Raw genomic sequence first — 24,973 nt, forward strand, 5'->3', positions numbered from 1 at the left:
TTCCTTCTTTCATCTCTATAATAGTGTGATTAATTTGATGCTTCGATTGTACCTTCGACTGGGCGTTTCATAGTACCGATTAAGACCGCTGTTACTAAGACACCTGCCATAATACATAGAATCCATGTAATAAATGGAACTGGCTGTTCAACATAACCTACAAAGGTTCCTAATGGAGAACCAATACCACCGAAGAACTTACAACCTGTTGCAGCAGCTAAACCACCTGCAACAGCTGAACCACATACATTAGCAAAAATCATACGAACTGGATCTGATGCCACAAATGGAATTGCTCCTTCAGTCACACCAACCATACCCATACCAAATGCAGCACTTGCTGCAACTTTTTCATCTTTAGTAAATTTGTTTTTAAATAAGATAGAAGCTAACCATACACCTAAAGGCGCTACAGCAATTGCTGCTTGTGTCGCTGTTTGTGGAACAAAGTTAGCACCGTCTACACCATTTTTAGCAAGTGTATCTGTAAATACTGCAGTACCAAATACTAAGGCTGTTTTGTTAATTGGACCACCTAAGTCAAATCCAATCATTGCACCACAGATAATTCCAATAATAGCTGGCGCACTCTTATAATTTTCATTTAAAGAAGTTAAACCATTGTACATTGCGTCCATACCTGCTGCCATAGGTTGTCCTATAACATAGAAGACAATTAAGCTAATCACTAATGTTGCAATCGTTGGAATAATCATGATTGGAACGATTGGCATGATGAATCTTGGCCATTTAATTTTCTTAAGCCCTTTAACCATGTACCCAACAAGGAAACCAACTGCAATCGCAGCGATAAATCCACCACCAGCATTTGCTCCTAATAATTCAGCGTCATTGGCGATATAAGCACCAATCATCGCAGGAGCGATAGCTGGCTTATCTGCAATTGATTTCGCTAAGAAACCAGCAAATAATGGAATCATTAATTTAAATCCAACTTGACCAACTTGGAATAAATTTGACATTAACTCTCCCATAGGTGTTGCTGTGTCAAATCCCCATTTTACGATACGACCTAAGTCATCTTTTTGGAATGCATATAAATTAGCAATTGTTAAAATAAGTCCTGATGCAATAACCATTGGTACCATGTAAGAGATACCACTCATAACGTGTGTAAAGAAGTTTACTTTTTCAGAATCATTTCCGATTTGAATATTCCCAACTTTTCCACCTTTTTTACCAAATACTTCAGCTTCTTCTAATGCTTGGTTGATTAAACCTTTTGCATCTTCAATCGCTGGCATTGATTTTGTTACTAATAAGCGCTTACCTGTAAAACGCATTGGATCAATTTTGATATCAGCTGCAATAATAACAACATCTGCCTCTTCAATATCTTGAGCTGTTAAAACATTTTCAGCTCCAATCGCACCATTGGTTTCTACTTTCATATCATAACCAAGTGCTTTACCTGCTGTTTCTAATGATTCAGCAGCCATATAAGTATGTGCTATACCTGCAGCACAAGCTGTAACCGCAACCACTTTTTTAGTCATATCATTTCTCCCTTTTCTATAACTTTTTATTTACAACGTTATAATATCAAACACTTTCCTTATAAGAAAGTGCTTACGGGACTTTAGTAAATACATTCAAAAATTCATTTAATAATTGATTTTATTTTCAGACATATTTTTTAAATAATTCTCATAAAATTTAGGATCAACCTGAGTTGTTCCTTCTTCAAAAAAAATGTCTTCAGTCTTGGCTTTATTCGCTTCCGAATAGTACCACTTTTTCCACCTCAGATAGTCTAGACTTTCTGAAAAACGAGCGATTTTATCCTCTAACTCTCTTTCTTTTTCCTGAATAAAATCATAGCGATCCTCTAAAGTACAATCTCCTTTTAAACACATCTCAATAAATAACGCGATTTGTTTGACTTCAATACCTGCTCGTTTTAAACAAAGAATGGTATCTAAGTACTGAAAATCAGTTTCTAAAAAATAACGCCTATTCGCCTTATCTTTTTTTACAAAGGGAATTAGACCTTCTTTATCGTAATATCGTAAAGTATCTGTCGAGACATCATATTTTTGGGCAATTTCACCGATCGTATATTTTTTCATAATTCCCCCTTGACTTGGAGTTTACTCCAAGTGATATGCTACAGTATATCACAGAGAAAAGAGGAACAACAATGACTACAAAACCACTAATCGTTATTACAGGAGCTAGTTCTGGCTTTGGGGCAGAAATCGCCAAATTATTTAACCAAGCAGGCTTTCCAATGCTCTTACTTGGGCGTCGTATCGATAAAATAGAAGCCTTACCCTTAGATTTTAAAAACGTTATGACTAAAAAAGTTGATGTGACAGATTTAAACCAATTTAAAGAAGCTGTTCAAGCTGCAGAAGAAATTTATGGGCCGACTGATTTACTTGTAAACAATGCAGGTGTTATGCTATTAGGTAACTTAGAGACTCAATCTCCTAAAGAATGGGAAACCATGTTAACAACTAATGTTCTAGGCGTTTTAAACGGGATGAGCATTGTATTAGAAGCAATGAAACAAAATAACCAGGGAACTATCATTAATATGTCTTCAATCGCAGGTTTCAAAGCCTTTACAAACCACGCTGCTTACGTGGCTTCAAAATTTGGTGTCCACGGCGCAACAGAAACAGTACGACAAGAAGTTGCAGCTCATAATGTCCGCGTCTCATTAGTAGCTCCAGGAGCAGCTGAAACAGAACTGTTATCTCACACTACTGATCAACAGGCTCTTTCAGATTATAATAGTTGGAAACAAACAATGGGTGGTATCACACTAGACCCTATTCACGTTGCTCAGACTGTTAAATTCATTTATGATATGCCACAAAACGTAACGATTCGCGAAATTGATATCTCAGCAACAAAACAAGAAGGTTAGAAAAAAGGAGAACAGCGTATATGCTGTTCTCCTTTTTATATTATATTAACCATCAGTTGTGACTCTCGTCCTCTTAATTCCAACTTATATTTCACTTGGCGTTTGAGTTGTTTTAAAGAACGGCTTTCAGCTGGCTTCAAATCAAACTCAGCCACCACTTTTCCAGTTTCATAGTCACTAATTTTCACGCTTAACGGGCTAGCTTCATCAGAGTCATTGATTATCTCCTGATCATAAAAGATACTATTGAACACAAAGTAATCTTCCCCTGTAGAATGTCCTATAAATTTCTCCTTATAAAAAGTAGCCGTGTGCCAGTCCAATTCATTCTCCTCCTTATTAACCATCACCATCTTGACTGGTGAGAAATAATGAAAGAAATTAGTGGACTCTTTTAATACCATTCCTAAAATAACGAAGCTGATAATCAGCGCACTTGTTAACCCTGCAATCCACCATTTTCGTTTCTTGCCATTTCGTTGCTCCTTACTTACTTCTTGAATCATCTCTGTATCCTCCCTTAATAACGAATCTAGGGAAAGATTAAAAATATCGCTTAATTCCACAATCATATCAAGGTCAGGATAATTTCGTCCTACCTCCCAGTTTGAAATGGTCGAACGTGACACATTCAATTTATCTGCCAACTCTTGCTGCGTCATGTTACTCGCTTTTCGTGCCGAACTGATACGTTTATTAATCACTGACATTTTAACTTCCTCCCTGAATCGTATTATCGGATACCTCTTTTCAAAAGTAACGCGCGTCTCTCTATCATAAAGGAAACCACTAAGAAAAGTCTATAAAATCGCGTGACACAATCTGTGGCATTGGCTTTATATCAAGGTTTAAGAGTGAATATCCTTTGCTAAAGATTCCAAAGCTTGTCGGTCTATAATCCGATAAGTCGGCTTCTCTTTTTTGATATAGCCAGCCTCTTGTAGCTGCTCAAAGGTATACAATAAATGACGGTAACTGACATTCAAATACTCTGCCACCTCTGTATGCTTTTCATGATAAATCCCCTCATGCTCTGTATATAAAATAAACGCTGCTAATCGATTTACTAATGGGTAATTTAACCCTTCACTAAACCGTTCCGTTCTATTCAATAACTTTTCAACTAAATATTTGTTCATTTCTTGTAAGAAAGTTACGTCATTTAATAACGCCTCTTTATGAGTACTAAGAGAAATCGCCAAACAGATGCAGCTCGTCTGGGCGATGACATCTTTCGTATAATCTTCTGTACCAAATAAGCCTAGCTCACCAATCATTTCGCCAGGCTTAACAAAATGAATAATCGACCGCTTGCCATCTTCATGAATAAAATAAATCTTTGCGGTTCCTTCAAGTAAGACGTAAAGAATCTCGGTTTGACTATTAAACGCAATAATCGTTTCTCCTTTTTCAAACTGTTCTAAATGAGCTATTTTTTCTAAAGGTAAAGAGGTTATCTGACGGACCGATTGCAACACTCTCGGCTGTTTATCATCTTGACTTAACACTATTTTTTTCATCTTAACCTCCTAATGTGAGATATCTCATATTATTATCAAGCTAACTGCGGTAAATTACAAGTGAAAGGACGGTGCTTACATGAAAAAACTAAACACATTACTGCTCTCTTTACTCTTTTATACATTAACAGGATTTGGCATTAGCTTAACGATTATCGCTACGATTGGAGTGAGTAGCCTAAATGCTATGAATCTGAGCCTAGCGGAACTCTTCTCTCTAAAAATCGGTACTATTACCGCACTCGTTAACAGCTTGTTCCTCATCCTCTACATTATTTTAACGAAAGGAAAGTTGCTTAAAACCTATCTGATACAAGCTTTGTCAGTCTTTAGCTTAGGGATAGTTATTAACTTTTTCACTTATCAACTCTTAGGATCTATCACACTTACAAACTACCCGACTAGACTGCTACTTTTTATCATCGCCTCACTTATCGGTGGCTTTGGTACAGGGATGGTTTTAAACCTAAAAGTTTTGGCTTTCCCCATTGAAAGTGTCTGTCAGATTATATCTGAACGCCGAGCGATTCCCTTTTCAAAAGTCCGTTACAGCGTAGATATCTTCTCAGTTGTCGCTTCCCTTTGCCTCTCTCTAGTGATGCAATCAGAGATCTATGTCAGAGAAGGAACGATCATCAGCTTAATTCTCCTTAGCTTGACGATTAGTGTCACCAAATCTCAATACGAAAAATATCGAGAGCTCAAATTGTCTAACGTAAAATAAAAAACGCAAAAGGTCATGTTAACTCCTACATGATCTTTTGCGTTTTATTTATAATTTATAAGTTTTTTACTTTTAATTAAGTTTAACCTGACAATTCCCTTTATACCATTTTTCATCACCGTTACACGTTATATTTTATCATTTCGTTATTACAGCTTTAAGCCTTCTTCAAAGTAATGATTATCACCGATTGTTTCGACTGTTAGCTTGCCATCGTCATAGACAATTTTTGTCACACTTACATTTTTAAGTGGTTTGCCTTCGTATTTATCTGACAAACTTGATAGCATCACGTTAATTGCCATACCATGACTAACAACAAGTACATTTTTATTGCCAGCTTCACTTTCAGTTTTACCGATTTTTTCAAGCGTTTTTGTCATGCGGTCAATAATCATGTCAGAATCTTCTGCAATTCCTATTTCATCTAATTCTTTATAGGTATTTGCTAATTCATTCCAATACATTTTACCTGTTTTCGCTTCAAACTCTTCGCCATCTTTATAGCCATTCTTTTCAGCTAGTTTAACACTTGATTCTGCGATTCTATCGCCCTCAAACGAACCATAAGAAGCTTCTCTTAGCCCCTCATCATAGGTTACTTTTAGGTCTTTTTGACCTGTGTTTGCTAAGACGTGCGACGCTGTATCGTAAGCTCGTTTCAAGTCACTAGAGTAAGCTGAGTCGAATGTTATTTTTTCTGCTTTCAAGCCTTTACCTAAAGCATCCGCTACTTCCTCACCTTTTTCAGTCAGAGGTGTATCAGACCACCCTTGGACTTTTGATGTTAAATTAAACAAAGTCTCACCATGTCGTGTTAAATAAATCGTCACAGGTTCTGACCCTTTCGCTTTTTCAGCAGGTTTGTCTTCCGCTTTCCCGCAAGCTGTTAAAGCCATCACACTCATTGCTACTACCGATACCACTAACCCAATTTTTTTAACTTTTTTCATATAAACCCCTCTTCCATTTTATAAAAGAAAATACATATGAATCTTTTCAACAGTTGACTAGTGTAAACGTGACTCAAAAATAGTGGTGAATTGCCAATTAAAGTATAACATACTATAACTAAAATGAAAGCGTTATCTTTGTTGACACCATAGAAACTTACCTATTGCGAAATACTAAAACTAAGCGTATAATCCAAATTGAAAAGAGAACCATGCGTCAACATGATTCTCTAGTCGTAAAGCCAGAATGATGGCAACTTCTTAATTTAAAAAGTAACCCTAATCCTGTGAAAGATTATGAGGGTTATTTTTTTTCGTCTTTTTTAATGAGCCCTACAATCGTAGTGACAAGTAGAAGTACAAAACTTCCAAATGCCAACATCAATTGTAAGCAACTCGCAACAGACAAAAGGCCTCTCCTTTCATAGATTTTGATACTTACTTTCATAAGCACCACCTCCACTTCCAGATAGCCACCATCACAACTTCTTTACTCGCTCATTGTAGTCTTATTAGATTGGATATAAAAGCGAACATGAGAGATTTTATTTACTTTATTTTGAGCTTATTTGTAAAAAAAATATTTAACTCCACATACAACTCAAGTATTTTTTAAGCTTGTATTCTCTCAATAGTTTAATTACACTATTTTCTTTATACTCATAATAAGGAGGGATTATAATGCACAACACTATGACACTTTTCGGAACAGCTATTTTTAAATTATCCTTTATCTTTATTGCCTTTATGGCTTTTTTAAACGTTATAATGGGTATGGGAACGGGCTTCTTTGACGCTGACTTTTCTGTTCAGATTTGGAGTATCACTATCAGTATTGGCATTCTACTGCTTCTTAGCATTATTATGCTACCTGCCAACTATACTGTAAAACATTTGAAAACACTCATCATCATCGCTCTACTTATCGCACTAGCGATTGTTACTACAAGCTTTGGGAACTTTTACTTTATTCAATCTACTATAATCACTTTAGCTATTATGCTAACTTACTTTAGTTTTATTTATCTTAGAATAGCTCATAAAAAAACGTTGAACTATGATAAATAAAATGAACTACCTATACAACTACTAAAAGAGGTGCCTCTAGTTTTACTAGAAGCACCTCTTTTTTAGTTCATAAGGAGTACAGACAATATTTATCTTAGGTTACAAGTAACATCGAAATAACCAATACAACTAAATTCATTAATGAAATCATAACCATTGGTTTTACGATAAACTTAACCCATGTTGAATAATTTACTTTAGCTGCTTCTAATCCACCCATTACCACTCCTGAAGTTGGTGTAATAATATTGATTAACCCACAACCTGATACGAAAATCATAACCATCACATCTGGGCTTAACCCAATATTATGAGCTAACCCTCCCATTACAGGAATTGATACATACGCTAAACCAGATGTTGAAGGAATTAAGAAACTCAATCCTAGATACAACAAGTATGACATAATAACAAATAAGATTGGTGACAAGTTTGATAAACCACCTGCCGCTTTGTCTAAAATGTATAAATCAAGATGTGTTTGTGACATTAAAACAGATGCCCCTCTTGCCACAACGATAATCATAACTACAGAGATTAAATCTTTAGCACCGTCTAAGAAAATATCGATGATTTCTTTTTCAGAGAATCCACCTACTAACGCAATGATAATCCCCATTACAAAGAACCACATCGATAAATCACCAAAGTACCAGTCACCAAAATTTTGACCTGTAATAACTGATGTCCACCCTTCAAATACAGTAAATCCAAATGTACTCCAAGGTATAAGTGACATAATCATAACTAAGAAACACACCGCGAAGATGCTAAGTACCATCTTATGTTTTTTAGTAAAGATAACTTCCTCTTTCGCAGCTTCTCCAAATTCCTTAGCCATCACTTCTTGTTCTTGAAGTGACAAAATAGTGGAGCCCTTATCTTCTTTAACTTTTTTAGCATAACGCATTAGATAAAGAATACTAAATAATGTCGTTGTTGCCCAAATCACTGTTCCGAGTAATAGGATTAGTCCTGTATTTACCTCAACCCCAATTCCTTTTAAGGCATCCATTGCGACACCTGTTGAAAATGGATTAACGGTTGAGCCAATAATCCCAGAGCTCGTTCCAAGTAATATCGTTCCTACTGCTACAATCGTATCAAAACCTGATGCCACTAGTGTTGCTGTAATAAGGATATAAAAAGGTATTGTTTCTTCTGCCATTCCGTAAGTTGAGCCACCAATAGAAAATAGCACCATCAAAATCGGAATGATAACCAGTTCATTTCCTTTTAATTTTTTTACAACATTTTGTATCCCAGCTTCAAGTGCACCTGTCGCTGTTACAATATTTAAGAATCCACCTAATACTAAAATAAAGACACAAATATCTATCGCATCTTTAAATCCATTAAAAGGTGACATAATCACATCAGACAGTTTGGCTGCGATCACATGATCCACTGTCTCAGTTCCTCCAGGTGGTACGGTTGGTGTGAAGGTATTACCTGCTACAATCCACGTAATAATCGCCAGTACAAAAATAATTATAAAAAGGATACTAAATGACGATAGTGCCTTTTTCTCTTTTTTCTTCTTCTCTTTTGTCATAGCCCTTCCTTTCTGCCATATAGTTTGGCTAAGTCTAAGGAATCACCGTTGTTCCAACACCATCAACTGTAAAATCAGCTAACTTTTCAAGTGAGGTAATCATGGCTTTTTTATCAGGTCCAGAGGTAACAAAATCAATCACCGCTTCAACTTTAGGCAACATACTACCTGGTGCAAATTCACCTGCTTTTTTATAGTTTTCAAGCTCTTTAATAGTCACTGTTTCAAGCTCTTTTTGGTTGTCTGTTCCATAACCAATCGCTACATTTGCCACACCTGTTAGGACAATAAAAATATCTGCCTCTATTAGTTCTGCTAACTTTTCTGAAGCAAAATCTTTATCAATCACTGCTTCTAGTCCTCTTAATGGATAATGATTAACAGGAACACCACCGCCACCACCCGCAATAACAATCACATCATGATGAAGTAGCTGACTAATCACACTATGTCCCACAATATCCATTGGTTTCGGACTGGCAACAACTTTACGCCAACCACGTCCTGCATCCTCAACATAGTGACTTTCTTCTTGAGCACTCAACCCATCAGCTTCTTCTTTTGTATAAAAAGGACCGATTGGTTTAGTTGGCGTACAAAACGCTTTATCATGTTCATCCACCACAACTTGGGTAACAAGCGTTGCGACTTCATTTTTTATATCGTGTTTCATTAATTCATTTCGTAGTGCTTGCTCTAACCAATATCCGATACTCCCTTGAGTCATTGCCACACAAGTATCTAGGGGTAAAGCTGGATTACTCTCGCTATCCCCCGCTGCTTGTTGTAATAATAAGTTGCCTACTTGTGGACCATTACCATGTGTAATGACTAACCTAAAGTCTTTTTTAATCAATGGAATAATATGTGCCACCGTTTTTCTTAATGCCTCTTGTTGTGCCTCTGCTGTGGGATCATCACTCAAAATCGCATTCCCACCTAGTGCCATTACAATTGTTTTTGTCATGACTTTTCCTCCTCATCTTGGGATAGTGGGTTATACTTTTGGAATAAATAAATAGCCTAATGTAGCTGCCATAATTGCCTTAATTGAATGCATTCTGTTTTCAGCTTCTTCAAACTGTCTACCATATGGACTTCTAAATGCTTCGTCTGTAATTTCCATCTCTTTCACACCAAATTTTTCGAAGACCATTTTGCCATACTCTGTTTCCGTATCATGAAACGCAGGTAAACAGTGTAAAATAATCAAGTCTTTTTCACTTTGACCTGTCTTAGCAATCATGTCTTGATTAATTTGATAAGGTTTTAATAACGACACACGTTCTTCAAATTTATCTTCCTCACCCATCGACACCCAAACATCGGTATATAACACATTAGCGCCTGATACACCTTCCTCAACATCACTTGTGACACAGATTGTACTCCCTGATACTTTCGCTTTTTCTTGTGCAATTGCTAAAATGTTAGCTTCTGGGAGTAATGATTCTGGTGCACAAATTGTCACATCTACTCCTAAAATAGCGGATGTTACGAGTAAACTGTTTGCTACATTATTACGACCATCCCCAACGTAAACTAATTTCAATCCTTTTAAATAGCCGAACTCTTCTTTGATTGTCATAAAGTCGGCAATCATTTGTGTCGGATGCCAGTCGTCCGTCAATCCATTCCATACTGGGACACCTGAAAACTTAGCTAGCCCTTCTACTACGTCTTGACTAAACCCACGGAATTCAATCCCATCAAACATACTTCCCAAAACTTTTGCTGTATCTTCTACTGATTCCTTTTTACCTAATTGAATATCATTTTTACCTAAAAATTCTGGTGAAGCTCCCAAATCAACAGCCGCTGTAGTAAACGCTGCTCGTGTTCGAGTTGAATTTTTTTCAAATAATAAAGCTATATTTTTTCCTTCTAAATAACGGTGAGTGATGCCTGCTTTTTTCAATATCTTTAAATGGATTGAAAAATCAATTAAATACATCAATTCCTCTTGTGTTAATTCTTGTTCTGATAAGATACTGCGTCCTTGAAAAATACTTGTCATGTTAGTCTCTCCTTTTATGTTAGATGTCTTCTCTGATTAATGGCATACTCATACAACGAGGACCACCACGGCCACGAACTAGTTCACTACCTGCGATATAATTTAATTTCACGCCAGCTTCTTCTAATGCTTTATTAGTAATCGTATTACGGTCATAGACCACTACTTCACCAGGAGCAATCGCTAAAGTATTCGACCCATCGTTCCACTGTTCCCTTGCTGCCGCAATCTTATCATTGCCACCGCAACGAATCAGTTTTACATTGTCGATTTCTAAGTATTTATTTAAAATCGCTTCAAGATTGTCATGTTCTTCTACAATCTCAATTTTACCGTCTTCATTTTCAGAAATAGAGTAGACTGTTAAATCCCCTTCGATTTCTGGATGAATTGAAAACTTATCATAATCAAGCATTGTAAACACAGTATCTAAATGCATAAATTTACGTTTGCTTCCAATATCAAAAGCAAGCAAGCGTTTGAACCCAATCTTTTTAGCAAAGATATTTTTAGCTAATTTTTCAATTGATGCCACATCTGTTCGTTGAGAAATGCCTAGTGCTAATAAATCTTTAGAAAGGACTAATTCATCTCCGCCCTCAATACGAGTTGTGTCATTACGGTCATATAACATTGGAATGTCACCATCTTTAAAACGAGGATGATTCTCAAATATATATTTGGCATATAACGTTTCTCTTCGTCGAGTAACTGAGTACATTTTATTAATAGAAACACCCGTTCCAAGAGTAGCAAATGGGTCTCTTGTAAAATACAGATTAGGCATTGGATCTATAGCAAACGGATAATCTGATTCAATCATGTCAGTTAAACTACTATGCTCTAACTCACCTAATTCTGCTTTCGCAATCCCAGCCATTGTTAAATCAATCAACTCACGGTTATCATCCATCGCTGTTAATTTATCAGAGATGAGTTCCTTCAAACCTGTTCCTTTGATATTGGCTTCCTCTAAATAATCTGCGATAAATTGTTTCCTGACTTCTGGTTCTGAAATCGCTTCTGCTGCTAACTCTTCAAGGTATAGTACTTCTACTCCTTTATCTCTTAACAACTGTGCAAAAGCATCATGCTCTGCTTGGGCATTTGGTAAATAAGGAATATCATCAAATAAAAGGTCATCCAAATAATCCGGCATTAAGTTCTCTAACTCTCTCCCTGGACGGTGCAATAAAACCGCTTTCAATTTACCAATCTCCGAAAATACATTAATCGGTTTTGTCATAAAACTTCCTCCTCTATTCTTGTTTACATACAAGGTATCGGACACGCGACAAAAGGACAGACAGTTGAATTCAACAACAATGATAGAAATAAATCCGACTTGCTTATGCGATTAAACGCACAAAAAAAGAGGTTGGACAGTATCGTCCAACCTCTTTGACATAGTTAAATAAAGTACACGGCATCCCTAAGAATATCTCAAAAAAACTTTATAAAAAGTCACGAGTATATTTACAATTCTTAGAGATGGTGGTAGCATAAACTATGGCAACTTGATTAGTCAGCACTACTGTCTAATTCAAGGCTCATCAGAAGGATTCCCGTCCGACTGGTGAGTGCCTTTTTTATTTTGATTTATTTCTATCTATGGTGATTATACAAACAGTTTATCAAAATAGTCAAGGACTATTTTCCTTAATGGTAGTTAATTAAAGTATTGCGAAATCCTAAAACTAAGCGTATAATCCAAATTGAAAAGAGAACCATACGTCAACATGATTCTCTAGTCGTAAAGCCAGAATGATGGCGACTTCTTAATTTTAAAAAGTAACCCTAATCCGGTGAAAGATTATGAGGGTTATTTTTTTTCGTCTTTTTTTATAAGTGTTACAATCGTGGTGACAAGCAGAAGTACAAAACTTCCAAATGACACCATGAATTATAACCTATTTTCTATTTTATAATAATTTAATTAGTATACATTCATTGGGTTAACCTCTTTTATTTCGATTTTTACACCCTAATCAATTACAATTCATTATAAAAAAAGAAATCATGCAAGTCATATTAATCTCCATTATTTATTTTCCCAAATTTCCTTAATATTTTCTATATTTACATCTTTCCACTCCTGCTTCCACAACTCAAAGTAATTTATATCGGTAGAAGAAGGTTCTGGACTACATCTATCTATTTGTACAATTGAAGGCATAACAACAGCCTCTCCTGCCAATAAAGCCTCCCCAGCTCTTAATGCTGACATTTTATCAGCTAAACTTCCTAGAGTATCAGGTAATAACCTTTTAACATAATTCTGATCATTTGGATTAGTTAGTCTTAAAGCTAAGAAGTTATTACATTGTGAAAATATAGTTTCTGATATTTCTGATGGTCTTTGACTTGCTAAAAGCAATGAAACCCCATATTTACGTCCCTCTTTAGCAATCCTTTCAATAGATTCTTTAGACGAACGATACTTAGACAAGCCACTTCTAGGTATATACTTATGGGCTTCTTCATAGACTAATAATAAAGGAGTATCAGTACTGACAACCTTATCGGGTTCGTCTCTGGCTTTTAATTGTTTGTATAAATATCCATAATCAAACATTAACCTAGATATTAATGAAACAGTTATGCTAAGTACCTCAAATGGTATTCCACTTAAATCTAATATTGTAACATTTGATTTAACCTTCCCGTAACTAAGTAATTGTTCTAGTACATCACTAAGTCCTACGTTTTTTGCTTTTTCTCCAAAAATAAAATCTAAACGTTTGTCATTAATTTTATTTTCCAACCTATCAATGAAATTTCCTAACTCCCCATTTAAACCTGATTTAGAAGTTCCAGCGGGTATTAACCCTTTTTCAAATAGTAAATTAATATTATCATCAGTTAAAATAAACTCATCTCCATCTTCTTTCTTCCATAAGATATTATTACTTTTATCCTTTTTTTCAATATTTTTATATTTTATATATTGAAGAGTTTCGTTTATATCAAATTTAATAACTGAATCAAAATGAATTTTATCTTTCTTTTTACTGTCAGCATTATATATTTTATTTTTTACAACACTATCTTTAAATACACTTCTTTGTCTATGATCATTACCTTCAGTATCTAAAAATAACTCTTGTAATTCCTCACTATTCAACAACCAATATGGTAATAAAAGATTTTCTATATCTAAATAATTTGCTTTTGGAAAAGCTGTTCGATACTCAGAATGAATATCAAAAATCATTATATGAGAATTATTTATACCATCATATTTTTTATTTTTTTCAGTCGTAGCCTTCTGTAATATACTAGCTACCGAATGTGATTTTCCCGAACCAGTAGATCCCACTATAGCAATATGTTTATTAAAAAACTTATCACCATCAACTGGTACTTCAATTTTTTTATTACTTGAAAGTTTTGAAAATATAAATCTCTTATCTTCTTCTACTGAGTCACAATATATTTTATTAATATCTTCTTTTGTTGCAGGAATAGCACCTTTTGGTGGTAATGCAATGGAATCTCCTCCCCTGACAAATTCATTACCATTAATTACACCTAATGGCCTAGCCTCTATTATATGTTTTCTAAAATTATCACTATCTTCATCAACAGCTTCTATTATAAAATTTTCAATAATTGTTATAATCCCAATAGACTCATCATTTCCTACTATTTTTAAATAAGAACCAATTTTTAAATTCTCCACCCCTCGTTGATAATCTTCTAGGTTATCAACGGATATTTTTACCTTATCTGGAAATACAGCAATAACTTCTGCATACATCTGTTCACTCATAACTTACCTGCCTCCTTATTTAAATTAACTTTCTTATGTCATTAGTTGAATTAATCCTAATTAATTCATGTCTATGGTTATATTTTTTATCTAAACTATCTGTATAATAAAATTCAAAAATTTCTCTGGTTTTTTCTAGCGAGTTAATCGTAGAATCTAAATCCATAATACTATTACAAAACTTATACTTAATTGGATGTTCTACGCTAGGCCTTCTTTTTATAAATTCTGTATCAAAATCGCTATCTTTATATTTATACCCGTCAATCAAATTTTCACCGTCTTGATCAAATAGTTTTTTTATTACAGCCAACCGCTCATTCGAAATTCCTCGTAAAAAAAAGTATGGACAAAATGATTCTAATTTTCTTTTACCATTTGGAATAACCGATAATTTTTTAGAAATCTCTTGTAACAATACCTTTATCTCAACATTGGTAATTAATTTATCTATTTCAATTATAAAAAACCTTTCATTAGGGGACAAATTCATCTGTGTTAAATTAAGATTATGTTTTACTTTTTTTTCATATTGCCTAATATTTAATTCATCAATCATCCAAATATTATATAACTTTCTTTTATTATTTTTAAGAGATTCTAAAAATACTTCTTTACTTATCTTATTATTACCGTCTCCCCCAATAGCTAATTCTGAAATAATTGCTTTAGCTTTTTCAAAATAAATCTTAGCTTCATGTTTGTCACAACTGAACATTTCGATAAATTCTTTTATTATATCGTTTTCTAGTTCTTTAAATTCTTTTGCCTTAACATTAATCTCTAATCTACTAATAAATTTTTCTAAATACTGATCAGACAAATTTATGTCTGACTCCTCATGATATTTAATACTTCTTTTATAATATCCTGGTTTTCCAGGTATTTTAACATCATCTGGTACTTTTTCATCTTCTGGAATTTTAGAGTCTTTTGTATATATAAGAAATTTATTCTTGAAGTCTTCAAGGTCTACATAGATTTTTTCACTCTCCTGATTAAAAATTTTATCAGAATTTGAATAATATCCATAAATTTTATACCTTCTATCCTTGTTAAAATTCTCAGAAAAATCTTTTAACATCCATCTGATTGGCTTTGCAATTATTGATGGTGAATACTTAGTTCCTTCATAATATTTAATTTGTATCGCTTCTAACTCACCACTCTCTTCTGTTATATCAATATCTTCAACTCCTTCAATAGTAACTTCATCAGTTAGCGCTTTCAATTTAAGAATCTCTAATATACTCAGATTAAATTGATATTGATATCCTTTTATTGTCGCCTTTGCAGATCTATTTGTCATTTGTAACCACCTCATTGATATTTATTATGAAAAACTATAAAAATAATTACACAGAAAATGAAACCCCTTAAATGCTTCACCTAAATAATTATAAATTAGAGTACGAGTTATTTATCTCTTTCATTTTGTCTCCGCAAAATATTAATTTCTCAAGCGTTATACCACTCTTATCAAGATACTCTTCATCCATTCTTTTTTTGCAACTTGGGATTGCTATAGGTTTTCCTGAAGAATCAATCCAGTAATCCAGAAAACATCCACCCCGTACATTCTCATATTTAAAATCGATATTTCTAAGATTTTCTTGTGCGTTCACTATTGATTCTCCTGATGAGAATAAATCATACGTTATTTTATTCTCTACAATAGAAGTAATTGAATCTAACTCACTATCATTCTTCACACCCTCCAATATAGAAGTATCAAGTAAATATAAGGCTATAACTTCTTTTACCACAAGTGGCTTACCACCATTATTTTTATTATTTTTATTTAATTTCGGTTTTTGGATTCGAGCTGATGACTTATTATTTCCTCTGTAATGATTAGTCATTCTATCCTCTAATTTGTAAGTTTTACCTACATAATATTTATATTCCTCATGTACTTCAGTTTCCAGTTTAAGAATATAAAAATAATAATTTTTCATTTTATTCCCCCTTTAATTACTATTATAACAAAACCCATCCATTCTATAAATATAGAATGGATGGGTTTTGTTGTTATTTCTTCGGTTCGTCTTCGTCCATCTTCAGAACGGCCATGAAGGCGTCTTGTGGGACTTCTACTGATCCGATTTGTTTCATACGTTTTTTACCATCTTTTTGTTTCTCAAGTAATTTACGTTTACGTGAAATATCGCCACCGTAACATTTTGCCAATACGTTTTTACGTAAAGCTTTGATGTCACTACGCGCCACGATTTTTTGACCGATGGCAGCTTGGATTGGCACCTCAAATTGTTGACGAGGAATTAGTTTTTTCAGTTTCTCAACGATGGCTTTCCCTCGTTCAAAGGCAAAGTCTCTGTGAACGATAAAGCTTAACGCATCGACGTTTTCGCCATTTAATAAGATATCCATCTTCACTAAGCGGCTTGTTTTGTATCCGATAATCTCATAATCAAGAGAGGCATAGCCTTTTGTACTTGATTTTAATTTATCAAAGAAGTCAAATACGATTTCTGATAATGGTAACTCATAGACCACGTTTACACGGTAATCATCTAAGTAATCCATTGTTAAGAAGTCGCCACGTTTACGTTGTGATAATTCCATAACAGCCCCAACGTATTCGTTTGGCACCATGATAGAAGCTTTAACGTAAGGCTCTTCTACTGAATCAATCTTCACAGGCTCTGGGAAATCTGATGGATTATCCACCACGATTTGCGTGCCGTCTGTTTGATTAACATGATAGATAACTGACGGTGCTGTTGTGATTAATTCTAAGTTAAATTCACGCTCAAGACGTTCTTGAACCACGTCCATGTGTAGTAATCCTAAGAAACCACAACGGAAACCAAACCCTAAGGCTTGTGATGTTTCAGGTTCAAAATCAAGAGCTGAATCGTTTAATTGTAATTTTTCTAATGCTTCACGTAAGTCGTTGTAACGGGCTGTGTCGATTGGGTAAAGACCACAGTAAACCATCGGTGTCATCTTACGGTATCCAGCAAGAGCTTCTTCAGCTGGGTTATTTGCTAGGGTAATCGTATCCCCAACTTGTGTGTCTTTAACAGTCTTGATACCGGCAGTAATATAACCAACATCCCCAACCATTAAGAAATCACGGCTAATTGGTTTTGGTGAGAAGATACCAACATCGATAACTTCAAACTTTTTACCATTTTGCATCAGCATAATTTCGTCACCAGGTTTAACCATCCCATCCGTCACACGGACATTCAAGATAACCCCACGGTAACTATCGTAAACTGAGTCAAAGATTAGGGCTTTAAGTGGCGCGTTTAAGTCACCTGTTGGCGCTGGTACGTATTCCACGATTTGCTCTAAGATTTCTTCAATTCCGATACCGGCTTTGGCACTAGCAAGAACTGCTTCACTGGCATCAATACCGACTACATCTTCAATCTCACCACGTACGCGCTCTGGATCAGCGGCAGGTAAGTCAATTTTATTAATAACAGGTAAAATCTCTAAGTCATTATCTAACGCTAAATAAACGTTAGCTAATGTTTGGGCTTCAATCCCTTGGGCTGCATCGACAACCAAGATAGCTCCTTCACAGGCAGCCAAACTACGTGATACTTCATAAGTGAAATCCACGTGTCCCGGTGTATCAATCAAATGGAAGATATAATCTTCTCCATCTTTAGCTGTGTATGTTAATTCAACCGCGTTTAGTTTGATTGTAATCCCACGCTCACGTTCTAGATCCATTGAATCTAGTAATTGATTTTGCATTTCACGGTCTGATACTGTTTCCGTTTGTTGTAAAATACGGTCAGCTAATGTTGATTTTCCGTGGTCAATATGGGCGATAATCGAAAAGTTACGGATCTTTTCCTGGCGTTTTTTCATCTCTTCTATCGTCATCTATATACTCCTACTTTCTATTTCTTCAGCACCCTTAATTATAGCAAGCTTGGGCAGGGATTAAAAGACTTTTCGCTTGTCAAAGCGTACTCTTCTTAACAATAGCACATTTTTGACCGAATTTCAGAATATTTGGTATAATGAAGCTAACAACTAGAGAGAGGTTATAACATGAATCGAGAAGAGATACGGGAGAAGCTTGAGATCAAGCCCGTTGAACTAAAACATTTAAAACAATTTAACGAATTATTACGCTACGTGTTCCAAGTAACAGACTCAGATATTGAGGAAGGTGGCTACGAAGACGAAAGCGAGATTACTAAAGCAAAACGCCCCGTCTTAAAATCAGCCGATGTTTTAGGTTGGTTTGACGAAGATGATAAATTACTGTCACAAATCGCTGTCTACCCTTGCCAAGTCAACATTCACGGCAATATTTACGACATGGGTGGCGTGACCGGTGTGGGAACTTATCCCGAATATGCAAGCTTAGGCTTGATGAAAGATTTAATTACACTAGCCCTAACGAATATGCGCGAACGCGGACAGTGGATTTCTTACCTGTACCCTTACAATATTCCGTACTACCGTCGTAAAGGCTGGGAAATCATGTCTGACCATATGACCTTTAAAATCAAAGACAGCCAACTGCCAAAACAAGCCGCAACACCTGGCTCAGTTGAACGTTTAGCCTTTGATGACCCTGATGTGATTAAAGTCTACGACGAATTCGCCAAACAAACTCACGGTGCCATGGTCAGAAGTGACCTAAACTGGGATGAATACTGGCGTTGGGAAAACGAAGGCGAACGTACCGCAGCCGTCTATTACGATGAAAACGACCGTCCGACTGGTTTCTGTTTCTACTGGATCGCTGAAGAAGTCTTCCACATCAAAGAAATGATTTACCTAAACCAAGAAGCAAGAAAAGGCCTGTGGAACTTCATCTCAGCTCATTTCTCAATGATTAATCACGTCGAAGGATCGACTTATAAAAATGAACCAATTGCGTTCCTATTTGACGACAGTGACATTAAAGAAACCATAGCGCCGTTCTTTATGGCACGTATCGTAGACGTAGAAAACTTCCTAAGCCACTACCCATTCGACAGCAGCGTGGAACCTTTCCACTTTGTCATCGAAGACCCAGTAGCCGAATGGAATAACGGAACCTTCTCCCTAACATGGGACGAAGACGAAAATGTCACCGTCACACGCGAAGCCATCGGCCAACCCGTGACACTAGACATCCAAACCCTAGCAACCATGCTAATGAGCTACAAACGCCCAACCTACCTGTCACAAATCGACAGACTCACAACCGATAGAAAAACACTAAGATCCCTAGAACGCATCATCCCCAACCAAAGCGCCTACTTCAGTGACTATTTCTAAAGGTGCTTTTACTGACGCTTTGATTTAAGTGTTGAAATCACCGAAAATCATTCAGAAAAAGCCCGTAAGTAAGCTGTAAAAAAAGTGTGAGGAAAGCTGATTAACTCTGAGTAGTTGGAAACACACTTAAATAACAAAAAAAGGTAAGCCACTAGAATTGGCTTACCTTTTTATTTTACACTTTTTTTATCATATACATACGTTACAATTGTTGTTTCTTTAGAATACTGACCTGTTATTGGTGCACTAGAATCAGCTAATTGAACAAAATTATAACCATAGATAGGAATCTGTTTTACTTCATAGGAAGAACCTATTTCTCCTGTTGATTCTGTTTCTTTTCTTATCACGTTACCATTCATATCAACATAACGAACAATTAATTTTCTTAATCCATTTTCCGAAACCGTATTGAAGGCGTCCTGTTGGTATTCAAAACATACCTCTTGCTCATTTTCTTTATACTTGCCTGTTACAGGAGCACTTTTTCCCGACAAGCCTTTATATGTGTAGCCTTTAAACTTAACTTTGCTAACTTTATAATGTGTGCCTAATTTTTCTGTTATTACTCTCGGAGCAATGATATCCACTCCGTTAGTATCTACATAACGAACTTTCAAGTTCCCTTTTTTAGATGCCGTTTTTTCTTTCGCCTTGTACATAAATGTTACTTTTTGCGTACCATTTATATAAAATCCCGCTGAAGGTGCACTTCCTTCAGATAATCCTACGAACTCATATCCTTTTATTTTTTCTATTTTAGCTTGATAAGGGCTGCCAATTTCGTTTGTTGTTGTCACACTGGATTTTAGTTCTTTGCCTTTTTTATTTACAGATAGATAACGTATTTTTAACTTTCCAGTTGTTGCATTAGGATTTATACTGGGCCTTGTTTTTTTAGTCTCAAACTGATTTTCTTGCGCATTTGAATGAATTGGTTGAGATAAATCGATACCTATAATCATGACACCTATTACTACAATACCTATTAATCCAACAATTCCTTTTATCGAGCCTTTTTTCATCAACAAAACCCCTCCTATATGACAACTTATTCCTTTTTATCATATAACCCTCATTAATATAAACATAATCAACATTTGCGTATAGATAAGCAGAAAATGAATAGTAATCAAAAAAGCAACTATACCCAATCAAATGAGTATAATTGCTTTACAACCAAATTATTTATTTCTTCTGAATATGATTAGACTTAAAGTGCTCATTAATAGGGCTATTCCTACAAAAACATGGTTTTTTGTTCTAACTTCACTTGTTTGAGGTAAACGTTTAATAGAACTATTCTTTGTATGTTTTTTGTCTAAGTTATCATAACTAGAATTTTTTTTGTATAGAGGTTCTGTTACGTTAGTTGATCCTTTTAAATTAGTGTTATTTTTATTAGCCTTCTTTAAAATGTCATGAGGCAATTTAACATTTTTAATTGGTTCATACACAAAGATAACTTCTGTAATACCACTTGTGTAGTTACCAATTCTTGGTGCACTTTTTTCTGAAAGTCCTACGAATTTATAACCTTTTATCTTTTCAGAGTTCGTAATATAAGATGTTCCTTCTATATTTTTTTGACTACTTGATTCTTTTAATAGTTTTCCATCTTTTGTCATATGAGTAATAACCAATGAGCCTATCTTATCTGAAGGTACTTTTTCAGCTATCTTTTTATAAATATAGATAACTTCCGTTGTTCCCTCTTTATATTCTCCTTTAATCTTAGAACTGCGTTCATCAATTTTTAGGAATGTATAATCTTTAAACGTTTTTTTAGTTGTTTCATATGGTGTTCCGATTTTTTTATTCTCAATTTTTATAAAGCTTAACTCTTTGCCATCTTCTGTTATGTGACGAACTACTAAGCTACCGAATTTTTCTTCGGGTTCTGCTTCGATTGCTTTGTAAATATAAGTTACATTTGTTGTTCCTTCGACATATTCCCCAGTTTGTTTCCCACTATCATCTGATAGTTTGACGAATTCATAGCCGTCGAATTTTTCTTCTTTCGTTTCATAAGCTGTTCCGACTTTTTCTGTCGTTCCAGCGATTGGCGCCAACTCTTTACCATCTTCTGTTATGTGACGAACTACTAAGCTACCGAATTTTTCTTCGGGTTCTGCTTCGATTGCTTTATAGATATATGTCACTTCTGTTGTTCCTTCGATGTACTCGCCAACTGGTTTCCCGCTGTCATCTGATAATTTAACGAATTCATAGCCATCGAATTTTTCTTCTTTCGTTTCATAAGCTGTTCCAACTTTTTCTGTCGTTCCAGCGATTGGCGCCAACTCTTTACCATCTTCTGTTATGTGACGAACTACTAAGCTACCGAATTTTTCTACAGGTTCTACTTCCGTTTTTTTGTAAATATAAGTCACATTAGTTGTTCCTTCGACATACTCACCAACTGGTTTCCCACTATCATCTGATAGTTTGACGAATTCATAGCCGTCGAATTTTTCTTCTTTCGTTTCATAAGCTGTTCCGACTTTTTCTGTCGTTCCAGCGATTGGCGCCAACTCTTTGCCATCTTCTGTTATGTGACGAACTACTAAACTACCGAATTTTTCTTCTGGCTCTGCTTCGATTGCTTTGTAAACATAAGTTACATTTGTTGTTCCTTCGACATACTCACCAACTGGTTTCCCGCTGTCATCTGATAATTTAACGAATTCATAGCCATCGAATTTTTCTTCTTTTGTTTCATAAGCTGTTCCGACTTTTTCTGTCGTTCCAGCGATTGGTGCTAATTCTTTGCCATCTTCTGTTATGTGACGAACTACTAAGCTACCGAATTTTTCTTCTGGCTCTGCTTCGATTGCTTTGTAAACATAAGTTACATTTGTTGTTCCTTCGACATATTCCCCAGTTGGTTTTCCACTATTATCTGATAGTTTAACGAATTCATAGCCGTCGAATGATTGTTTTTCAGTACTATAAGCTGTTCCAACTTTTTGTGTCGTACCCACGATTGGTGCTAATTCTTTGCCATCTTCTGTTATGTGACGAACTACTAAGCTACCGAATTTTTCTTCGGATTCTGCTTCGATTGCTTTATAAATATATGTCACTTCTATTGTTCCTTCGATGTACTCGCCAACTGGTTTCCCACTATCATCTGATAGTTTAACGAATTCATAGCCGGCAAAGGTTTGTTGGTGAGTGTTATATTCCGTTCCGACTTTTTCTGTCGTTCCAGCGATTGGTGCTAATTCTTTGCCATCTTCTGTTATGTAACGAACCACTAAGCTACCGAATTTCTCTTCGGGTTCGGCTTCGATTTTTTTGTAGATATAAGTAACTTCTGTTGTTCCTTCTGCGTATTCGCCAGCTGGTTTTCCACTATCGTCTGATAATTTAACGAATTCATAGCCGGCAAAGGTTTGTTGGTGAGTGTTATATTCCGTTCCGACTTTTTCTGTTGTTCCAGTAATCGGCGCTAACTCTTTGCCATCTTCTGTTATGTGACGAACTACTAAACTACCGAATTTTTCTTCTGGCTCTGCTTCGATTTTTTTATAAATATAGGTTACTTCTGTTGTGCCTTCAACATATTCGCCAGCTGGTTTTCCACTATCATCTGATAATTTGACGAATTCATAGCCATCGAACGATTGTTTCTCAGTACTATAAGCCGTTCCAACTTTTTCTGTTGAACTTATAGGTTCCTTTAATACTTTTCCGTCTTCTGTTACATGGTTAACCACTAGCTCTCCCATTTTTTCAGTCGGATCGATCTCGCGATAAATATGATACGACACAGTTAACTCGTCATAATCAACCGCTGTCGCGTTCCATTCAATCTTTTCATCTGAATGATTAACTTTAACACCTTCATGATTTTCTTTAATTGTTTCTGGCATTAACGTAAAGCCTTCTTCAATCGTATCATTGATGTTGTATACGAATTTTGTCATACTATCGTTAATCTTTTCAAACATCTCCGGCAACAAGCTCACATTTTCTGCTGGTAGATAGTGAGCAGTATCTGTTGAAATACGGCGAAACAATCCTTCTGCTTCCCCTTTATCATTAACAACTTTACTATTAGGATCTTTACTTGAATTATCCAAATAAACTGTAAATACTTCGTACCCCGCTTGTTTAATACCATCAGCTTTGCCTTCAATAAGGGACATCAAATCATAAAATTCTTGTTTATGATTCTCATATAATCGTCCTTTTAATTTTTCATTATAGCCTGTAAGTGGACGTTTCATCCCAATAGGATAATCAGTTTCTAGTTTATTTTTTTCATCTTCTAATTCGAATAATTCAGGAGAATCATAGTCCCCTGCTTCATACATTTTTTCAATTTTTTCGGATAATTCTTTTGCATACTTAGTTGTTGAAGGATAATTAGAAGCATCATTTCGATATTCTTCCTCACCTGATATGCCAACAAAATAATCACGCTCTGGCCCTATATTCGGATGACCATCTGCAAATATAATCAAAACTTTTCGAGCATCATCTCTACTCGTCTCATTCATTTTAGGTAACACATAATCTAAACCATCATACAATGGCGTTAAGCCACCTGCCTCCATCGTATTAACGGCTTCTTTCACTTTAGAAAAATCGCTTGAGTAGTCGGATAACGTCTTCGTAATCGCATCATACACCACTTCACCTTTGACACTATCATAACCAGGACCTCTAAAAACAGATACCCCAACTCGTTCATACTTAGGGTTTCGTTCATCGATAAAATGATTAATAGCTTCTTTTGTCTTATCTAAACTGCCCGTATCACGCATTGACCCTGATCCATCAATTAGTAACTCATAATCAACTTTTTCTGGCTCTTTAGATGGGTCCTTTTCTTTTTTAGCCTTTAATGTGACTTTCTTTTCCTCGTATGTTTCTGTTTTCTTTACCGTTTCTGTTTCTTTACTGTAGGCATCCCTATTTTCAGTTGTTGGACTTGCTAAAGCCAATGACGGTGCCACTAGATTTGCAATCAAAATCCCCAACATACTCTTTTTTAATCGTTTCAAATGTGTCTCCTCCTTGTAAACTAAGTTGTGTTAATTAATGATACAATTTCGTCATTTTTTTAACATTTCATTAATTACCTAAGGATATGCAGTTTTTATAGGAAGGAAAAATAGCACTTCATTAGTTTACTAAAGAAATTTAATTTTGTTTTTTTCCAAACTCTCATCAAACTATGTTAAATTATAGTATA

21 protein-coding genes are annotated in these 24,973 nt (G+C 35.3%); 4 read left to right on the plus strand and 17 right to left on the minus strand.

Annotated elements, in window-relative coordinates; all coding sequences use genetic code 11:
- Positions 1-29: 29 nt before the first annotated feature.
- Together CBF31_RS04855 and CBF31_RS04860 are read right to left on the minus strand one after the other, a co-directional pair.
- Positions 30-1,517, minus strand: coding sequence for a PTS fructose transporter subunit IIC (locus CBF31_RS04855; RefSeq protein ID WP_126831269.1), 1,488 nt, complete (start codon positions 1,515-1,517; stop codon positions 30-32).
- A 108-nt stretch (positions 1,518-1,625) separates the two neighbouring features.
- A complete protein-coding gene (locus tag CBF31_RS04860; protein WP_126831270.1) occupies positions 1,626-2,090 on the minus strand; it encodes a MerR family transcriptional regulator in 465 nt (154 codons plus the stop codon).
- Between the two features lie 71 nt (positions 2,091-2,161).
- Between CBF31_RS04860 and CBF31_RS04865 the strand changes: the two genes are divergently transcribed.
- Positions 2,162-2,896 carry an SDR family oxidoreductase gene (locus CBF31_RS04865; RefSeq protein ID WP_126831271.1) on the plus strand — a complete coding sequence of 245 codons (735 nt, stop codon included), beginning with the start codon at positions 2,162-2,164 and terminating at the stop codon, positions 2,894-2,896.
- A 35-nt stretch (positions 2,897-2,931) separates the two neighbouring features.
- On the opposite strand, the gene CBF31_RS04870 is transcribed toward CBF31_RS04865, so the two are convergent.
- Both CBF31_RS04870 and yeiL read right to left on the minus strand, forming a co-directional pair.
- Positions 2,932-3,606 carry a helix-turn-helix domain-containing protein gene (locus tag CBF31_RS04870; protein ID WP_126831272.1) on the minus strand — a complete coding sequence of 225 codons (675 nt, stop codon included), beginning with the start codon at positions 3,604-3,606 and terminating at the stop codon, positions 2,932-2,934.
- A 138-nt stretch (positions 3,607-3,744) separates the two neighbouring features.
- Complete coding sequence (gene yeiL, locus CBF31_RS04875; protein ID WP_126831273.1) at positions 3,745-4,416, minus strand: transcriptional regulator YeiL; 672 nt, start codon at positions 4,414-4,416, stop codon at positions 3,745-3,747.
- Positions 4,417-4,495: 79 nt separating this feature from the next.
- Between yeiL and CBF31_RS04880 the strand changes: the two genes are divergently transcribed.
- On the plus strand, positions 4,496-5,140 hold the full coding sequence (locus tag CBF31_RS04880) for a YczE/YyaS/YitT family protein (protein ID WP_126831274.1): 645 nt from the start codon (positions 4,496-4,498) through the stop codon (positions 5,138-5,140).
- A 149-nt stretch (positions 5,141-5,289) separates the two neighbouring features.
- Here CBF31_RS04880 and CBF31_RS04885 read toward each other — a convergent pair whose 3' ends face one another.
- Both CBF31_RS04885 and CBF31_RS04890 read right to left on the minus strand, forming a co-directional pair.
- A complete protein-coding gene (locus CBF31_RS04885) occupies positions 5,290-6,093 on the minus strand; it encodes a histidine phosphatase family protein (RefSeq protein WP_126831275.1) in 804 nt (267 codons plus the stop codon).
- A gap of 304 nt (positions 6,094-6,397) precedes the next feature.
- Positions 6,398-6,541: a putative holin-like toxin gene (locus tag CBF31_RS04890; protein WP_245977926.1), complete on the minus strand. Its 144-nt coding sequence runs from the start codon at positions 6,539-6,541 to the stop codon at positions 6,398-6,400.
- A gap of 233 nt (positions 6,542-6,774) precedes the next feature.
- Between CBF31_RS04890 and CBF31_RS04895 the strand changes: the two genes are divergently transcribed.
- Entirely contained in the window at positions 6,775-7,161 is a 387-nt protein-coding gene (locus tag CBF31_RS04895; RefSeq protein WP_126831277.1) for a hypothetical protein, read from the plus strand.
- Between the two features lie 94 nt (positions 7,162-7,255).
- Here the strand turns inward: CBF31_RS04895 and CBF31_RS04900 are convergent, their stop codons facing one another.
- The 9 genes from CBF31_RS04900 to lepA form a co-directional block, all read right to left on the minus strand.
- Complete coding sequence (locus CBF31_RS04900; protein ID WP_126831278.1) at positions 7,256-8,716, minus strand: YfcC family protein; 1,461 nt, start codon at positions 8,714-8,716, stop codon at positions 7,256-7,258.
- Positions 8,717-8,750: 34 nt separating this feature from the next.
- The gene (arcC, locus tag CBF31_RS04905) at positions 8,751-9,683 is read right to left on the minus strand and encodes a carbamate kinase (protein WP_126831279.1); all 933 of its coding nucleotides are present in this window, start codon (positions 9,681-9,683) and stop codon (positions 8,751-8,753) included.
- 30 nt (positions 9,684-9,713) lie between these two features.
- Positions 9,714-10,733, minus strand: a complete 1,020-nt coding sequence (gene argF / locus CBF31_RS04910) for an ornithine carbamoyltransferase (protein WP_126831280.1) — start codon at positions 10,731-10,733, stop codon at positions 9,714-9,716.
- 19 nt (positions 10,734-10,752) lie between these two features.
- The gene (gene arcA / locus CBF31_RS04915; protein WP_126831281.1) at positions 10,753-11,979 is read right to left on the minus strand and encodes an arginine deiminase; all 1,227 of its coding nucleotides are present in this window, start codon (positions 11,977-11,979) and stop codon (positions 10,753-10,755) included.
- 576 nt (positions 11,980-12,555) lie between these two features.
- On the minus strand, positions 12,556-12,633 hold the full coding sequence (locus CBF31_RS11285; protein ID WP_126831907.1) for a putative holin-like toxin: 78 nt from the start codon (positions 12,631-12,633) through the stop codon (positions 12,556-12,558).
- Positions 12,634-12,774: 141 nt separating this feature from the next.
- On the minus strand, positions 12,775-14,505 hold the full coding sequence (gene herA / locus CBF31_RS04925) for an anti-phage-associated helicase HerA (RefSeq protein WP_126831282.1): 1,731 nt from the start codon (positions 14,503-14,505) through the stop codon (positions 12,775-12,777).
- A gap of 19 nt (positions 14,506-14,524) precedes the next feature.
- Positions 14,525-15,814, minus strand: coding sequence for a DUF4297 family anti-phage-associated protein (locus tag CBF31_RS04930; RefSeq protein ID WP_126831283.1), 1,290 nt, complete (start codon positions 15,812-15,814; stop codon positions 14,525-14,527).
- A gap of 88 nt (positions 15,815-15,902) precedes the next feature.
- Positions 15,903-16,463 (minus strand): hypothetical protein, encoded by a 561-nt coding sequence (locus CBF31_RS04935; RefSeq protein ID WP_126831284.1) that lies wholly within the window; start codon positions 16,461-16,463, stop codon positions 15,903-15,905.
- 73 nt (positions 16,464-16,536) lie between these two features.
- Entirely contained in the window at positions 16,537-18,372 is a 1,836-nt protein-coding gene (gene lepA / locus CBF31_RS04940; protein ID WP_126831285.1) for a translation elongation factor 4, read from the minus strand.
- A gap of 171 nt (positions 18,373-18,543) precedes the next feature.
- Here lepA and CBF31_RS04945 point away from each other — a divergent pair, with 171 nt between their 5' ends.
- Positions 18,544-19,767, plus strand: coding sequence for a GNAT family N-acetyltransferase (locus tag CBF31_RS04945; protein WP_126831286.1), 1,224 nt, complete (start codon positions 18,544-18,546; stop codon positions 19,765-19,767).
- Between the two features lie 170 nt (positions 19,768-19,937).
- Here CBF31_RS04945 and CBF31_RS04950 read toward each other — a convergent pair whose 3' ends face one another.
- Both CBF31_RS04950 and CBF31_RS04955 read right to left on the minus strand, forming a co-directional pair.
- Positions 19,938-20,792 (minus strand): MucBP domain-containing protein, encoded by an 855-nt coding sequence (locus CBF31_RS04950; protein ID WP_126831287.1) that lies wholly within the window; start codon positions 20,790-20,792, stop codon positions 19,938-19,940.
- A gap of 159 nt (positions 20,793-20,951) precedes the next feature.
- Positions 20,952-24,782, minus strand: coding sequence for a MucBP domain-containing protein (locus CBF31_RS04955; RefSeq protein ID WP_126831288.1), 3,831 nt, complete (start codon positions 24,780-24,782; stop codon positions 20,952-20,954).
- Positions 24,783-24,973 lie beyond the last annotated feature (191 nt).

It is taken from the genome of Vagococcus fessus, assembly GCF_003987565.1.
GTDB lineage: Bacteria > Bacillota > Bacilli > Lactobacillales > Vagococcaceae > Vagococcus_D > Vagococcus_D fessus.

Coding starts and splice junctions, on each gene's coding strand:
- arcA (WP_126831281.1), bottom strand. CDS start 11,979: ATGACAAAACCGATTAATGTATTTTCGGAGATTGGTAAATTGAAAGCG.
- CBF31_RS04890 (WP_245977926.1), bottom strand. CDS start 6,541: ATGAAAGTAAGTATCAAAATCTATGAAAGGAGAGGCCTTTTGTCTGTT.
- arcC (WP_126831279.1), bottom strand. CDS start 9,683: ATGACAAAAACAATTGTAATGGCACTAGGTGGGAATGCGATTTTGAGT.
- argF (WP_126831280.1), bottom strand. CDS start 10,733: ATGACAAGTATTTTTCAAGGACGCAGTATCTTATCAGAACAAGAATTA.
- CBF31_RS04870 (WP_126831272.1), bottom strand. CDS start 3,606: ATGTCAGTGATTAATAAACGTATCAGTTCGGCACGAAAAGCGAGTAAC.
- CBF31_RS04935 (WP_126831284.1), bottom strand. CDS start 16,463: ATGAAAAATTATTATTTTTATATTCTTAAACTGGAAACTGAAGTACAT.
- CBF31_RS04945 (WP_126831286.1), top strand. CDS start 18,544: ATGAATCGAGAAGAGATACGGGAGAAGCTTGAGATCAAGCCCGTTGAA.
- CBF31_RS04885 (WP_126831275.1), bottom strand. CDS start 6,093: ATGAAAAAAGTTAAAAAAATTGGGTTAGTGGTATCGGTAGTAGCAATG.
- herA (WP_126831282.1), bottom strand. CDS start 14,505: ATGAGTGAACAGATGTATGCAGAAGTTATTGCTGTATTTCCAGATAAG.
- CBF31_RS04880 (WP_126831274.1), top strand. CDS start 4,496: ATGAAAAAACTAAACACATTACTGCTCTCTTTACTCTTTTATACATTA.
- CBF31_RS04895 (WP_126831277.1), top strand. CDS start 6,775: ATGCACAACACTATGACACTTTTCGGAACAGCTATTTTTAAATTATCC.
- lepA (WP_126831285.1), bottom strand. CDS start 18,372: ATGACGATAGAAGAGATGAAAAAACGCCAGGAAAAGATCCGTAACTTT.
- CBF31_RS11285 (WP_126831907.1), bottom strand. CDS start 12,633: ATGGTGTCATTTGGAAGTTTTGTACTTCTGCTTGTCACCACGATTGTA.
- CBF31_RS04865 (WP_126831271.1), top strand. CDS start 2,162: ATGACTACAAAACCACTAATCGTTATTACAGGAGCTAGTTCTGGCTTT.
- yeiL (WP_126831273.1), bottom strand. CDS start 4,416: ATGAAAAAAATAGTGTTAAGTCAAGATGATAAACAGCCGAGAGTGTTG.
- CBF31_RS04930 (WP_126831283.1), bottom strand. CDS start 15,814: ATGACAAATAGATCTGCAAAGGCGACAATAAAAGGATATCAATATCAA.
- CBF31_RS04860 (WP_126831270.1), bottom strand. CDS start 2,090: ATGAAAAAATATACGATCGGTGAAATTGCCCAAAAATATGATGTCTCG.
- CBF31_RS04950 (WP_126831287.1), bottom strand. CDS start 20,792: ATGAAAAAAGGCTCGATAAAAGGAATTGTTGGATTAATAGGTATTGTA.
- CBF31_RS04855 (WP_126831269.1), bottom strand. CDS start 1,517: ATGACTAAAAAAGTGGTTGCGGTTACAGCTTGTGCTGCAGGTATAGCA.
- CBF31_RS04900 (WP_126831278.1), bottom strand. CDS start 8,716: ATGACAAAAGAGAAGAAGAAAAAAGAGAAAAAGGCACTATCGTCATTT.